The 15,052-nt window shown below is 43.4% G+C and carries 12 protein-coding genes; 9 read left to right on the forward strand and 3 right to left on the reverse strand.

Going from position 1 to position 15,052, the window contains the following annotated elements; translation table 11 throughout:
* Position 1: 1 nt before the first annotated feature.
* The 3 genes from HRE53_RS33890 to HRE53_RS33900 all read right to left on the reverse strand — a co-directional run bounded on the left by HRE53_RS33890 (position 2) and on the right by HRE53_RS33900 (position 4,081).
* Complete coding sequence (locus tag HRE53_RS33890) at positions 2-1,804, reverse strand: protein kinase domain-containing protein (RefSeq protein ID WP_235113000.1); 1,803 nt, start codon at positions 1,802-1,804, stop codon at positions 2-4.
* A complete protein-coding gene (locus tag HRE53_RS33895) occupies positions 1,805-3,205 on the reverse strand; it encodes an NB-ARC domain-containing protein (protein ID WP_235113001.1) in 1,401 nt (466 codons plus the stop codon).
* 723 nt (positions 3,206-3,928) lie between these two features.
* Entirely contained in the window at positions 3,929-4,081 is a 153-nt protein-coding gene (locus HRE53_RS33900; RefSeq protein WP_235113002.1) for a hypothetical protein, read from the reverse strand.
* A gap of 723 nt (positions 4,082-4,804) precedes the next feature.
* Between HRE53_RS33900 and HRE53_RS33905 the strand changes: the two genes are divergently transcribed.
* The 9 genes from HRE53_RS33905 (at position 4,805) to HRE53_RS33945 (ending at position 14,840) form a co-directional block, all read left to right on the forward strand.
* Positions 4,805-6,091 carry a sigma-70 family RNA polymerase sigma factor gene (locus HRE53_RS33905; protein ID WP_235113003.1) on the forward strand — a complete coding sequence of 429 codons (1,287 nt, stop codon included), beginning with the start codon at positions 4,805-4,807 and terminating at the stop codon, positions 6,089-6,091.
* A gap of 498 nt (positions 6,092-6,589) precedes the next feature.
* Complete coding sequence (locus HRE53_RS33910) at positions 6,590-10,390, forward strand: plasmid replication protein, CyRepA1 family (protein ID WP_235113004.1); 3,801 nt, start codon at positions 6,590-6,592, stop codon at positions 10,388-10,390.
* 168 nt (positions 10,391-10,558) lie between these two features.
* Positions 10,559-10,993, forward strand: coding sequence for a hypothetical protein (locus HRE53_RS33915; RefSeq protein WP_235113005.1), 435 nt, complete (start codon positions 10,559-10,561; stop codon positions 10,991-10,993).
* 12 nt (positions 10,994-11,005) lie between these two features.
* Positions 11,006-11,575 (forward strand): hypothetical protein, encoded by a 570-nt coding sequence (locus HRE53_RS33920; protein WP_235113123.1) that lies wholly within the window; start codon positions 11,006-11,008, stop codon positions 11,573-11,575.
* Complete coding sequence (locus tag HRE53_RS33925) at positions 11,463-12,653, forward strand: NB-ARC domain-containing protein (protein ID WP_235113120.1); 1,191 nt, start codon at positions 11,463-11,465, stop codon at positions 12,651-12,653. The genes HRE53_RS33920 and HRE53_RS33925 overlap by 113 nt, the downstream gene beginning before the upstream one ends.
* 630 nt (positions 12,654-13,283) lie before the next feature.
* Entirely contained in the window at positions 13,284-13,535 is a 252-nt protein-coding gene (locus tag HRE53_RS33930; RefSeq protein WP_235113006.1) for a tetratricopeptide repeat protein, read from the forward strand.
* 120 nt (positions 13,536-13,655) lie between these two features.
* Positions 13,656-13,931 (forward strand): hypothetical protein, encoded by a 276-nt coding sequence (locus tag HRE53_RS33935; protein ID WP_235113008.1) that lies wholly within the window; start codon positions 13,656-13,658, stop codon positions 13,929-13,931.
* A 50-nt stretch (positions 13,932-13,981) separates the two neighbouring features.
* Positions 13,982-14,182, forward strand: coding sequence for a hypothetical protein (locus HRE53_RS33940; protein ID WP_235113010.1), 201 nt, complete (start codon positions 13,982-13,984; stop codon positions 14,180-14,182).
* Between the two features lies 1 nt (position 14,183).
* The gene (locus HRE53_RS33945) at positions 14,184-14,840 is read left to right on the forward strand and encodes a hypothetical protein (protein WP_235113011.1); all 657 of its coding nucleotides are present in this window, start codon (positions 14,184-14,186) and stop codon (positions 14,838-14,840) included.
* The last annotated feature ends 212 nt before the right edge of the window (positions 14,841-15,052 follow it).

Below are 15,052 nucleotides of genomic sequence, written 5' to 3' on the forward strand. Positions count from 1 at the left end.
CTTACTGAGGGTTTAATTGTTTGATGATCGCCCGCTTCCATTCGTAAGCTTCCGGTGTTGCGTATTGACTTGTCAGGCAAATTTCACGATTTAAGCTAGCACTCTCATCTTCTTTTTTGAGTTCATAAACCTGAGTGAGTAGGCAATAGGTATCTGCATATTGATAATTCAACCCAGCCGATTTTTCTAGGTCTACTAACGCCTCATCATATCTTTTTAGTTCAAGCTTGGCCCATCCCCGATTTTTATACCCTGATGCAACCAGATCAGGAGGCTGATTCGTTTCAGCAATGACTTTCTCTGTCGTTTTGATTGATTCGGTCAGCAGTTTTATTGCCTCTTCATACCGTCCTTGCAGAATATAGATTCGAGCCAAGTTGTTCATGGCTTCTACTGCTTTACCATCCCCAACATCTATCGCTTTTTGATAGTACTTAGCAGCCTCATCATTCCGATTTCTGAAGTCGAAGTACCCTCCCATTTGGGTATAAACAGGCCAATTATTCGGGTCAATCTCTAGGGCTTTCTCAAAGCTATCAAATGTACAATCATCATCTCCCAGATTTTGGCAGGTTGAGGCTAGGTTCGTGTAAGCATTGGCATTATTTGGATTTAACTGAATAGCAAACTCTAAATCTTTTCTCGCTTGTTCATACCTACCTTCAAATGAATGCTTGGATCCGGTATTAAAGTAATACTCCGAAGCCAACTTTGTACCCCCTTTATATCCAGCAAAAAAAAGCAGGACAAGGCTAAGTCCAGCGGCAACTTGAAATCTTCGGTCATGGAAGAGCCTATGCCGTCTCAGTTTCCGGGGCAGAGAAGATTCTAAATAATGCAATATAGATGTCGTGTTTTGCGGTCGTTTCCCCGGTGCGATGGACATCAGCTTATCGAGAAAATCAGCAAAGGGTTTCGAGAGCTGGGGGGCTTTCTCTCGCCAAGTCAATTCCCCAGTGTCCATGCTTGCAGGCAAATTACTGGGATGAATACCCGTGAGCAAGTGAACAAACGTACAACCTAATGAATAAAAATCGCTCTGGAATAGACCTTTACCGTTTAATTGCTCGGGAGGTGCATACCCAGCCGTAAAAACAGTCGTCACCTCTAACTTATGGTTATAGTCATCTTCTAATGGAGCAGAACCAATCTTTGCCAAGTAGGTATCAGATAGATCTCTTGCTGCCCCGAAATCGATCAGGACCAGATTTCCATCGGCCTTGATCATGATGTTTGCTGGCTTAATATCTCGGTGAAAGTAACCTATTTGGTGAACAGCATGAAGACTATCAGCCAATTGCTTGAGCCAATTCAACGCCAATTTCTCAGAGATGGGGCCATGTTCTTCTAGCCATTGATCAAGGGTTTGACCCTCAATTTTCTGTTGAACTAGGCAGTAAACTTCTTTCGCAATTCCTGTATCTTTCAGGCAAAAGAAGCCATCCTTTGGGGCTTTGGGGATACCAGGGTGATCAACGTTCTTGAGTACTTCTGATTCTCGATATAGAAGCTTAACCCGCTTAGCATCATAGGATTCAAACCGATCATGAGCTAAAAGGATCTTGAGAATCAGATGGGTTCCTGCTTCAACACCCTCTCCTCCAGTAGTATCCACACACTCAAAAACCTCAATTTCTTGAGGAATAGGACCATCTATTGGCCGCATAGGTTTCAAGAGTCGATACCGATCATTCACCAGTAGCGATGTTCCGCAAGATGAACACACCGAATCGGTGTCTGTGTTTTCCCTAGACTGACAGCGAGGATTAAAGCAGTAGCTGGTCACTTTTTCATCGTCTTTCAACTAGGCGGCAAGGGATTCAATCAAAGCATTTTTATCAGTCAAAACAAACTTTTTAATCACGGGTTGCAGGGACAGCACTACTTCACCCTTCTCATCTGCCTGTCTTTCGAGTAAGGAACGCTCAAATAGAATAGTCGTAGCTTCCATAAATTCCGACATACTTACAGGGTTATCCTCTGACTGCATAGCCTTAAATACATCCTTAAAGGACATATCATCTTTTTTTTGGGTTGATTTCGCCAAGAAAGACATCACATCCCGTTGCAACGGAGTCCAGTAACCTGTCGTGAACTGAACGGTGAGCGCTAAATAGAGTGGTTCAACAATGTAGGTCGTATTGCAATCCATAAAGGCTTTCACATCTCCCCCAAAGCAATCCTTAATCTGACTAGTAACCAACTTCAAGGATAGTGGATTACCTCTATATCTTTCGATTAATTTCTTAAATGCGTCTTTTTTATTGATTAGCTCTTGAGACTCTAAAAATTCATATGAACTCTGGGCTATTCCTAGTATTTTCATACATCTTACTGAATTGCCCATTTTTTCAGAGAACTTTAGATCCTCAAACGGTTCCCTTGAGGTTAAGAGGAAACAAGAGGAATGATTTTCCTGGATCACCTCATCGAAAAACCATCGATATGCCTCATTCTCTCCATACCGATCTGATTGAGTAGTTCCCTTGAGAATATCTTCAGCACCATCTAGAACGATTAAACAAGGATGCTGATCCAGATACTCAAGGAGATATCTAACTTGAAGAGAGCGTTCTTTATCCAATGAGTAGGGTTCTAACTTTAAGCACCGGAAGATTTCACTCAGGAGACTATCAAGATGAGAATGGGTATGTATTGATTGCCAAACAACCCTCTCAAAACGATTGTCGGAAGATAGTTTCAAGGACTCTATCAGTTTTGCCGCTAAGGCAGTTTTCCCTGCCCCGGCTGGACCTGTCAAAAGAATACATTGTGTCTCCGCAGCGCTCTGTCGAAGATATGCAAGCTCAGGCTTATAACCAAAATAATGTGTAGCAATGGGAGGTTTGCGACCCAAAACAACCAAGCTAGGATTCAAGGAAGTATCTTGTTCTAAATCATCCCTAGCCACCTGATGAGTTTTTGCTAGTTCTGTACGCTTACGCAGAACGATCTTTCTAAGTTGCTTTTTTGAGACCTTCTCATTTAGAACGAGTCCTAAAGTTTTCCAAAACCATTGCCCTAACTGCTTTAGGTAATTGGGTTTTAGACCAAATTCCTTAGCTGTATCTTCATACCGATCATTGTTCCAAGCGGCTGAGATAAGGGCTTTTTCTGCGTCTTTCAGTGGCCGATCAAGGCTGACAGACATCCAGCTCTCAATAAGCTCTGTAGCCTCTACGAGGGTTACACCTTGATCTTCCATAACAAAGTAAGTCTAAAAGTATGCTTGCCTGCTTGCCTGTATATTCTCTATGAATATAACGTGCCTCAAGGGCAAGGGATTAAAGCGACTCTAGCATTAAAGCTACTAACAGTCTCGAAGAAAAGATCCAAAAAGTCTTTTTTATATTACAAGACTAAATAGTTTTAAGATTCAATAAGTTTTCTAATTGCTGGTTGAAATCATGCTTCAGTAAGTACATGACTTAGACTTACTATTAAAAAGTAACTTACTTTTTTAGATGAAAGGAGATGAAGCGCTTTATTGATCAATACTTTACCTGAATAGAGGCTAAATGTCACGACTCGCTAATCCGGGCCTCTACTGCCTCATCAACGGTAAAACTGAGCACTATTAAGCCAAAAGAGCAGTAAATGAACCTAATCAGAAAAATTATGCAGAAATGATAGGTAATATTACCCTAAAAGGACAAACTACACTCCTAAAGCGAGTCTTGGACCGAATCAAAGTCTTATTCTTAGACTGGACCGCCCAACCAACATCACAGCCCTGCAAGTATACGAACTGTTTTCAGAGCGACTGTATCCAAATGCAGGGATACCACACCAGCCATTACCCAGGCTTACTCTTAGATTATTTTCTAGCCGAAATCATTAGAACCCTGTTGCCACGATTACCTACTAATGGTGAGCTTCTAGCGAAAAATCACGATTCGCTTATTCATACCTTTATCGATCACACTTCCTATTCACCTTCATTTTTTCTTTTTGATTGAGGTGTATAGCCTTCCCGCTCCCACTTTTCCTCAATAGCACGGCGAACAAATGCGCTAAATGGGATTGGGTATTCCCCAGCCTCGCAGTATTCCACAACATCATCATTAAATTCTGGCGGCAAGCTTAAAGTGCGCCTCACGAATTTTTCCTCTATTGGCTTTCGCTTTCTATTCACCTATGAACCAATACGCATCATGACTACTGTTGCATACCAACAGTCATAGGCCACAAAATACGTATTAGAACAAACTAATACATATTGAAACTATCGAAAATTAATAATGTAGACTGATCTTTACTAATATGCATTATACTTGTTAACCAGTAACGATACATACTGATATTATTGTATTCACACAAAGCAAAAACCGATGAATCAATATTATTCATAAAAAAGCGACCCCCTAATCCGCCACCAAAACGAGATTAGAGAGTCTACAACCCTTCAGAAGGTCATATATAAATGGTAGGCAACATAACCTTCAACACGCAAATTCCTTTATCCCACAAGTATTTCAGCGATACTTTTCACGCTGAAGCAGACTGGGCAATAACTATCTCAAAACAATTTCTCAACTTAATCCTGACTTGGCTCTCCCCTGCAAACCAAGCTGATCACCAACCAAATCCAACGAAGATCAGGATCGGCAACAACCAGCAGAGTAAGCCGAGGAAATACCCAAGCTCACTCCTGAAGCAGAACTTGCCCATCAAGCGATTATTTAGGAGTCTGTTAGCCAGATTACCCACAACTCAAAATTCAATTTCGCTCTCTAACCGCCTAGAAAACAAGTAGAGAGCCACGGACCTCAGAAACAGTAAAGAATACATGAGGTTACAGCCTATGATAGGCGCTACATTACGCAACCCACAAACCCAAAAATCCGAACAGTTTAGCAATCAGGTCCAATATCCTCAGATTCTACGCGCTCAGGCTGGTGATAGAAGGACTGAAGACCGTTTTATACGAAAGAATCAGCGGTTAGTCTTCAAGGAAGCTCAACGATATCGCGGATTAGCTGACTGGGACGATTTAGTTGCTGCCGGGAACTGGGGCTTAGCTCGTGCTATCCAAAAATTTGACGTTTCTAAAGGCTTCAAGTTCAGTAGTTACGCTTTAAAGCCCATAAGAACTGAAATTCAGCAGTTTCTTAACGATGAGCGGGGATTATCCAAGGAAATTGCTAGACACTTAAAAGTCATAAAACAAGCATCACAAGATCTGGAGTGGGAGTTAGAGCGGAAACCCACACTAGAAAAACTTTCAGAGCGAACAGGTTATTCCCAGCGAATCATTACCAACACTTGGGACAGAGCGAGAGTGGTTGAAACCTCCAGTCTAAATATCCCGGTTGGCGAAAATCTTAAGGCAGAGCAGCTTGATCTTGTTGAAGGTAGCGATAATCTTTGGGATTACGCAGAAAATATTGACGAGAAGGAATATATTACACAGCTTCCCGAACGATATAACGTGATTGTTCGCGCCAGAAGAGACGGGCATAGCTACCGCACGATTGGAAGAATGCTGGGCCTTTCAGGTGAAAGGATCAGGCAGCTATTCAAAGAAGCCCTCGCCTATCTAAAACACTTAGTCACTTACGGGGCTTGTTTGGTTCGATTCCCTCAACCGATCCAAGCCAAAGAACCCGAAGAAGTCGCTAAGTCTGTCATCAAAAGAGTTGATGCCTCACGACTGGGCGGGAGAATCGGCAGAACTATCAAACGGATTTTCAATCGAACACAGGAGGAATTTATTAATGAACCTGGAGAACTAACTCATGCTCAGAAACACATTCTGGTTTTTCGTCGGCGTAGCAATCACGGGGCTGCTGATGTCGCGAGGCATCGACTTACCCCAGAGAATCAGCGATGCCGTCAACTGGAGAGAACTCAAGATGATTGGCGAGGATATCTGGGATTCAGCCAGGTAATCCTCAGTATAATTTTCCTGCCATTAGTGCTTGTATGTCAGACCATTAGAGGATTTCAGGACAATGATAGACCAATCACAAGGAGGTCAATAATGTCGTCCATTACTACAGGTGCGTCTAAAGTCATCGGGATCGGATATAGGAAAGAACACCCTCGACCGCCGAATGATTTGCCAGATACCGATGAAAATTTGCCCTGAACAAGCAACGAATTTCTTCAGTTTCATTCGAGGAATTGACCCATGTTTTTCTCGTCGAATTATGCTGCTCAAGATTCTGAAACCCTTGATGATCTTTTGTTTTAAAGCCTTTGCGTATTGAGGGCTGAAGCGTAGTATGGTTCACTAAGAATCCCTATATTTTGCCCCAGGAGGTGACGATGGCCTAAAAAAAAGGAATCCCAGCTACTTGTAATAGCCAGGGCTTCCAAAAAAAAACGAAATATTTTTTGCGAGTGCGGGATCTAACGGAATGCTTTGGCAGGCAGAAGTTAGTGACCCACGGGGTGTGTTCTCATCATTCTAGAACAGCCGACTTTGTGCTGCAAGAATTTTGTAATTGAACTTTACTTAGCACACCTCTCTATCTCGCTACTGACAACCGATAGAGAGATTTTCCATGATTTCTATATTTTTATTCACCAAGCCGCTAATGGCTTGGGAATCGAGTCATATACTCATGCATCAAGGAGGCCATCAATGACCTCCACTACCTCACTCAATCTAAACTCACCTCAACTCGGCTTTGGTTCCTCAACCAGATACACCTCGAAGCTGACCCCCTTCCGAGGACAAAATCACTGCCCCATCTGTGACTCTCACGATGGCCGCTGCCGGGGGGGTGAGGAAATCGTGCTCTGCATGTCCGAAACCCAGGACATTGGCACCATCAACGGCTACAAATTCCGTAAGCTCTCCAAGAATCACCTCTGGGGCGTCTGGGCACCTCACAATGGGGAATTCGATAACACCATTGATTGGAAAGCCCGCAAAGCCATCCGTGACAGCAAAGCCGCTGAAGAACGTCGCCAACGGATTGCCAAGGAGCTACCCCCACAACTGCGCGATCAGCAGTATCGAAAGCTGATCTCTAAACTCTCCCTCTGCTCAATGGATCAAGGAGACTTGGATCGTCGAGGCATGTCTCAGTCTGAGATCAATGGCTTTGATGCCGTCTCCGTGGGCCAGTTCCAACGAGTCAAAGATCTATCTCCTGATCTGCCCGGTATCCTGCCTAGTGGCATCCTCAATTCTCAGGGGGGATATCTCTGGCCTCTCTATAATGTCCATGACCAAATCGTGGCGTTGCAGCTACGGAAGCGGAACGTCAACCAAGATAATCGCTATATCTGGTTATCCAGTTCTACTAAACGCAATCCTGACGGCAATGGTCCTCATGTTAAGGGTGAGATTCCTTTAGCGGTCTATAAAAACATTGGTCCCTACTCTCGGATTGCCCTCGTTGAAGGAACCGGAGTCAAACCTTATCTACTCAGTCAACGATTGCAGCTACCCACCATTGGCGCAGCAGGGGGCTTGTGGGCCTCTTCTCCCGAAACTCTACGGGAAACTCTTTCAGTCCTATCAAAAGATGCCTCCCATCCTCCGATCATCACTCTCTACCCTGATGCTGGGGCTGTCCGTAACCTCAATGTCTTCCGTCAATATCAAAGAGCCATTCGCTTACTAGAAGAGTGGGGTTATGAGGTAGAAGTCGCCTGGTGGGGGCAGAACTATAAAGACAACTCTGTTGATGTTGATGAATTAGAGATTGCAGAGCTAGAGCTGATTGCATACAAACCCACTTGGTTCTTCAATAGCCTGGGTCTGGAATATGAACTGGGCCAACTCTTTATGAAATTGAATGGCTTAACGGATACCCCCACGACCATCATCAACAAGCAATACATCGAACTCTCGGACCTTGGCACAATTGATCCAGGGTCCGTGGTTGCCATTGCTTCCATGTGTGGCACGGGGAAAACAGAGATGCTGAAGTCATTGGTGAAAGGAGTCAAAGGCCAGGTGATTATGCCGGGGTATCGAAACAATCTGCTCTACAACACGGAGAATAGATTCTCTGAAACAGACGGCAATGGGAATACCCTCTACAACCTGATTCACCTCTTCCGATTACAGCAGGAGTATAGAGGCAATATCAGCATGGGCTTTCGAGCTGAGGGAAGTATCCTCCTTTGCTTTGATAGTCTGCTCAAGATTGATGTCGATGATATTGAACCCGATAGCTGCATCATCCTAGATGAAGCTGATGCGGCTCTCTTTCATGTGTTATCAGGTCAAACTCTGGGAGATCGGCAGAATCAGATCCTGGAGCATTTTCATGCCATTGCCAACCGGGTCCTTGAAACCCGAGGCAATATCATTCTCTTGGAAGATTCCCTATCCCAAATTCCCATCGACTATATCAAGGGCATCACAGGGGGGAAGTACAACACTAAGATTGTCGTCAATGAGTTTAAGCCTGATGATAACTTTCCCACGAAGGTGTTCTCAGGACAGACTTCTCAGTTTCTAGAGAGAATCCTAACTGCTGTGGCTGACAATGAACGGTTTATTGTCGTCGCTACCTCCCAGGAATTCCTTGAGAAGCTAGAGCGGATGATTGCGGATGTGAACCCGGAGTTTGCTAAGGGGATTCTGCGCCATGACCGCAAGACATCGGAGCGGCCTGAGAACAAAATCTTTCAGGCCAATCCCACTCAGTTTGTTGAGGAGTATCAACCCACGGCATTGTTCTTAAGTCCCACGGCTGAGAGTGGGGTCAGTATTGATGAACCGAGGTTGATTCCCTATTTCAGTCGAGTGTTTTGCTATGCCTCTTCTAACCATGCCCGCAGTGTCTATCAACAGCTCTGGCGATATCGGGCCAAGGTTACTCGTGAAATCTATGTGACTCGGAAGGCACATATCCCTGATATTCCTTCCATTAAGTCGGTGGAACAGTGCATCATGCTCCAGTCCAAGTATGGTCAGGATGTTGCTGCTTCCATTGATTTAGAACAGCAGTTGGTTCATGACCAGTCACCAGAAACAGCTCAACAGTTGGTAGCACTGAAGGCATATCAGCAGAACCCCAACAATATTCACAATGTCAGCTTTGCTCGGTATCAGACTCGCTCGATTGCTTCACTGTTAGCTTTGCGTGAATCATTGCTCGTTCTCTTAGAAGGACATGGACATCCCATTGAATTGGAGGAGCTGAAGGAGCGCAATTCTACGGTGGTGGAAGCCTTTAGTAAGGTGCGGAAGCAGATTGAGGTGGAAACTGCGGTGATGCTGGGAACAGCAGACGGGGAACGGTTCACGGTGGAGCAGGCCATCCGAGTTATGGGCAGTTCATCAGCCACCTATGCAGATACCTTGGATGCTAAGAAATCCCTGTTGCAGGATGAGTTGCCAGGGGTAGAGCTGACGGATGAGTTTATCCATCAAGTCTGTGTGGAACATCGAGGTCGGTTAAAGAGTGCGACTAAGTTGCATTGGATGTCTTATCACCCTGAAGTGGCTGAGGAATTAGATAGGAGAAATTTTATGAAACAGCTCAATAGCAAGTTTGTTCTGACTCATCGGTTATCCAATAATCGAATCCAGGTGCAGCTACTTCGTGATATTGGCGTATTTGATTTAGTGGATACTTACAACGTCACCAGCAAGGACTATGAAGCCTACGATAAGGCGTTGGAGAAGGGTCGCCAGGTGCAGCGGCAACGACAGTCCTTGAGATTGGAGGTCAAGGGACTGTCAGGACAGATCAGTGAGTTGGTTCAGGAGCAGAAGGTGATTCAGGCCAAGCTGACAGCATTGGGTAGAAAGGCCCATCCTAGGAAGGCGAAGCTGAAGGGGGAGCTGGAGCAGTTGGAGCAGCAGAAGCAGGCTCTCAAAGGCCAGAAGCAGGGTTTAGTCGATGCTATTGAGCAGCAGTCTCAGGCGTTTACCCAAGCTCGATATGAGCAGGTAGAGGCCCGGATGCGGATGGAGATAATGGTGATGTCGGAGGTGGATCAGCGACTGGAGGATATCAAGGTAAAGGCACTGGAATATCGCTATCAGATCTATCGACACTTTAGGAATGTCATCTGTGAGGGGCAGAGTGCCGTTGCCATTGCCAATAAGCTGATCAAGCGAGTAGCTCATGAGCTGGTGAAGGTGGGCAGTGAGGAATCAGTGAGCCTGTATGTGATTCGCTATTCGGGCAATGAAGCCTACAAAGACCAGATGCTGAAGGCATTTCAGGCGAAATGGAATCAGAGATTGGAGAAAAACAGACCAGTTTGTGAACTCTGTAATAAAGACAATGATCTAATTACAGAAACTGAAAAGCGATCTGAAACTAGTGAGTTTGGTCATGGATCTGAACAGAAAATTGGGCAGCGAGAGGGGGGGGTGATGGTGGAATCAAGGGGGGATCTGGGGGTGATTTTGGGCGGTGGTGATAGTCAGTGGGAACAGCTTTGGTTCCCTCACACTGTTGCAGGGTAAGAAAACCCGGAAAAATTTACAGATGGGAATTATTTGAACTACTATCAACACCAAAATTCTGATCAGTTACTCCAGAACGTAATAACTGAATTTCAAATCTTTCTGAAGAGTGGCGTAATATCAGGGAGTTAACCAGATAATTAACTAGTATCTGCCCTAAAAACAGCTATGACTGAACCCGTTACCCTGACAGCCGCAGTAATTGCTAATCTTGCCTTTCAAGAATTTCTAAAATCCAGCGCTGGAGAAATCGCTAAGAAATTTACTACTGATGCAATTGAACAGATGGGCAAACTGCGTCAGACAATTTGGAACAGGCTTCGGGGAAAACATGATGCCGCTGAAGACGCTTTAACCCAAGCTGAATCTGGAAATGAGCAAGCCATTGAGACAGTCGCCACTCTCTTAGGTGTGGAAATGCTAGATAAAGAGTTTGCAGCTCAAGTCCAGGCTATGGCTCAAACCATCAATGCTGGCAAGATTCTCGACCAGAGCAATATGACGCAGAATATCTCAGATAACGCCAAAGGTTGGCAAACCAAAGTGGAAGGGGGAACAGCCTACATCGGTGAGATTCATATTAGCGAATCCCAAAATAAATAAGGGATAAACTCAGTGAGTGATCCGATTCAAAAGATCTGTCAGATTCTTGCTAATAAGCTGCAAGCAGGATCTAGTCACAACACGAACGAAATTGTCACTAGTCTTCGAGCAGAGCTAGACGCTAACCCTTCTCTCATAGAAGCATTACAGAAAGATGAGCGTGTTGTACAAATCAATTTAGGAGACTCTAAGGGTTTTCAAACGTTGGTGGAAGAGGGAGGGATTGCCAACATTGGGAATCACTACCATCTTGATACTCATGAGGTAGTGCAACAGCTTGCACAAGTGCTTCAAGAACTGATTGCACAGAGACCGACTTCAAACCCTAATAACCTTCCCCGAAGTGGGGTCAAGGAGTTTGTTGGTCGTAACCAGAAACTTCAAGACCTCCATGAACAGTTACAAAATAGCCAGCGTATTGCTATTACAGCGATTGCAGGGATGGGGCATTGGGAAAACAGAGCTGGCATTGCAGTACGCTATTTCTCAATTAGAACTGAAGCATTACCCTGGTGGGTTTTGCTGGTTGAGAGCCAGGGACCAAGAGATAGCAACCCAAATTGTTTCGTTTGCTCAGACTAAGCTGGGTCTTACTTTCCCTGATGGACTGGATGAACAAGGCCAGGTGGACTATTGCTGGGGACATTGGCGAGAGGGGGATGTACTGGTTGTTCTCGATGATGTGACTGAGTTTGATGCAGTTGAACCCTATCTCCCTCCCTCAGATCCGAAGTTTAAAGTGTTGCTGACAACCCGTTTGAATATAGGCAGCTCAGTGCAGTCTCTGTTCATTGAAGAACTCGATGATGAGAGCGCATTAGCACTACTGGAAACGCTAGTGGGACCAGAGCGGATTCAATCACAATTGGAGGATGCTAAAACCCTATGTGGTTGGGTGGGTAACTTGCCATTAGGATTAGAGCTGCTGGGACGGTTTCTAGCGAGAAGATTAGACTGGTCCATTGAAAAAATGATTGAGCGTCTTGAATCTAAGAAATTAGAAGCGCAAGCTCTTATTGCAAAAGAATCAGGAATGACTGCACAGTTAGGGGTAGCTGCTGCATTGGAGTTGAGCTGGGTAGAGCTGAACGAAGCAGAACAAGAACTTGCCTGTTTGTTAGGGATGTTTGCAATAGCTCCTATTCCTTGGACTTTGGTTGAAGGATGTTTTGATGACGTTAAACCTGACGATCTTGAGGATTATCGCGATAACGGCTTGCACGACCGCTCTCTGATTAAACGTGAGGGAGAAGGTATTTATCAACTTCACCAAATTGTACAAGAATTTTTCCAAGCAAAGTTATCAGCCAGACAAGCTCGGAGTGAATATTCATTCTTGAAAAAACTAGCAACCTGTTTGAGCGAACTTATCCCATTTAACTACTCTCAATCTGGTATATGGGGAATTTCTCTGGAATGGTCAAAGTCTGACGGCACATGGGATAAAAATACAATGCTCTTCCCCCATGCCCAGGCTATTGTACAACACGCTGAAAAGATAGAACTTGTCTCAAAGCCGATATTCATTTTATATAACTTTATTGCTGACTATCTTCGAGAAAGACAATTCTATGGCGATGCTATAGCTGAAGGATATCTCAAAGCAATCTCTATTGGAGAACAGTTATCCCTTAAAAGTGACCAGAAAAAAAAAGGTTGAAATCGATCAAGAACGAGCTAACACTACTATACGTCTCGCCGATGTTTATCGAAAATCTAGAAAATTCCAGAAATCATTAGATTTATTACTAGAAATTGAAAAATATGCGGAACATAATCAGCAAAGAGATTATGGTTTTATGAAAGCATTTATTCTCAAAGATAGGGCTAAAGTTTACCTGGGTCAGAAAAAAGTATAAGGATTCTGAGCGTTATCACCTCGAAGCACTATCTTTAATAAAAGGTGAACCAAAATTAGACATTCTAAAACATTCTACTTTAAATTCTCTTGCTAATTGTTACCGTTTTTTGGGGGGCGATATGATGATGCAATAAAAAAAATATGAAGAAGTAGAAGCATTGCCACAATTCTTTGATGATGGAAGTGAAAGACGTGACTTACATTTAGGATATCTACGAGGACGCTATAACTTAGCCAGAGCCTATGCTGGTGCAAGAAGGTTTCAGGAGGCTGAAGAAATCTATCTTCTTGTTTTAGAAAAAAAGAATAAATGCTTTTGGATCGGATCACCCGGAAACTGGAAAATGTTTAGCTTCACTAGGCAATCTTTATCGGGATTGGGGAAAATCTTTAAGGGGGAATGAGAAAGATGAGTATTTAGAGAAATCTTTGAACAATCTAGAAAAGGCTTATGAGATTAAGCGAAAATATGTTGACTTATCAGATCCTCAAATTGAATCAGCCCTCAATAACCTTATTACAATTTACAGATTAAGGGGACGACATGAAGATGCTAAGGATTGTTTAGAAGAAGCTCTACATAAATGTGAAATATGCTTGGATGATAAAGACAATTACCCTACTCATATTGGCTTTATCTACAGGAATCTTGGCTTTTATTATGAAAAAAATAAAGCATGATTTTAAGAAATCAAGAAAATATTATCAAAAAAGCAGTTATTTGGGATAAAAAAAATGATGTTCTTAAGATAAGAATTGATTCTTTAAAGTTATATGGATTCTTCTATTTAATTAGAGCTAATGAATGTAATGATAATCAAAAAAAGAGCATGGAATTATTATTCCGCAGCGGCATATTCTCTGGAAGCAGCGATTAGATATGAAGATATTAAAATTAAAATTAGGGCAGAAATTCATTCTAAATTGGGAAAAATATATAAGGAACTTGCAGCTATTACAGAAGATGCTTTAAGGAAGAGAAATTATAGAAAAGAGGCTGAAAGGAATTATCTTTCATCTATAGATCTAAATAAGAAGAGTTGGGGTGATTCTCATATCTACGTTGCAAAAAAATAGTGAAAATCTGGGTTCAATGTACCTTAGATATAGTCGCAAAGGCAACGATAATGAGCAAGTTGATAAGGCTATTACTTTTTTTGAATCAAGCTCTAAAGATATATAAGAAAAAAAAAGATATTATACGTGTTGAAAATGTTCTAAAAAAAAGCAGAAAAGTACAAAAAATAGAACAAGTAAATTCAAAAGATTATGATGGTCGCTCAGGTTTATCATCAGCAAACTCTTGCTTGAACCAGACTGCTAAGTGATGTGGCTGCTTCACATCCCAGGAAGGCAACGCTGAAGGGGGAGCTGGAGCAGTTGGAGCAGCAGAAGCAGGGGCTGAAGGACCAGAAGCAGGGTTTAGTGGATGCCATTGAGCAGCAGTCTCAGGCGTTTACCCAAGCTCGATATGAGCAGGTTGAAGCTCGGATGCGGATGGAAATTATGGTGATGTCGGAGGTGGATCAGCGGCTGGAGGATATCAAGGTAAAGGCGTTGGAATATCGCTATCAAATCTATCGCCACTTTCGTAATGTCATCTGTGAAGGGCAGAGTGCTGTTGCCATTGCCAATAAGCTCATTAAGCGAGTGGCCCATGAGTTGGTGAAGGTGGGCAGTGAGGAATCAGTGAGTCTATATGTGATTCGCTATTCGGGCAATGAAGCGTACAAAGACCAGATGTTGAAGGCATTTCAGACGAAATCGAATCAGAGATTAGAGAAAAATAGACCAGTTTGTGAACTCTGTAATAAAGACAGTGATCTAATTACAGAAACTGAAAAACGATCTGAAATCAATGAATTTGGTCATGGCTCTGATCAGGAAATCGTGCAGCGAGAGATGGATGATGATGGATTCTCGGTGGAATCTGAGATGAATTTGGGTGGTGATGATGGCTCGGGTGCTGATCTGAGTTCAAACTAATCATTTTTGACCAAACAAAAGACGGAAAAGACCATCCTGTTGCTGTTGAATGGAGCGCCACCTCAAACGCGGCGTGTCCATTGAGAAAGTCTTGCGCTAGTCCCGACTCCCTAAAAAGACCTTCGATGACCTCCTAGATCTGGCGTCGGTCGCTGAAACCCCTACCGTTGAGGCAAATTTGCACCTCAAGGGCCATTCTGCCTATGTTTCCT

It is taken from the genome of Acaryochloris sp. 'Moss Beach' (assembly GCF_021497025.1).
In the GTDB taxonomy this organism is placed as follows: domain Bacteria; phylum Cyanobacteriota; class Cyanobacteriia; order Thermosynechococcales; family Thermosynechococcaceae; genus Acaryochloris; species Acaryochloris marina_A.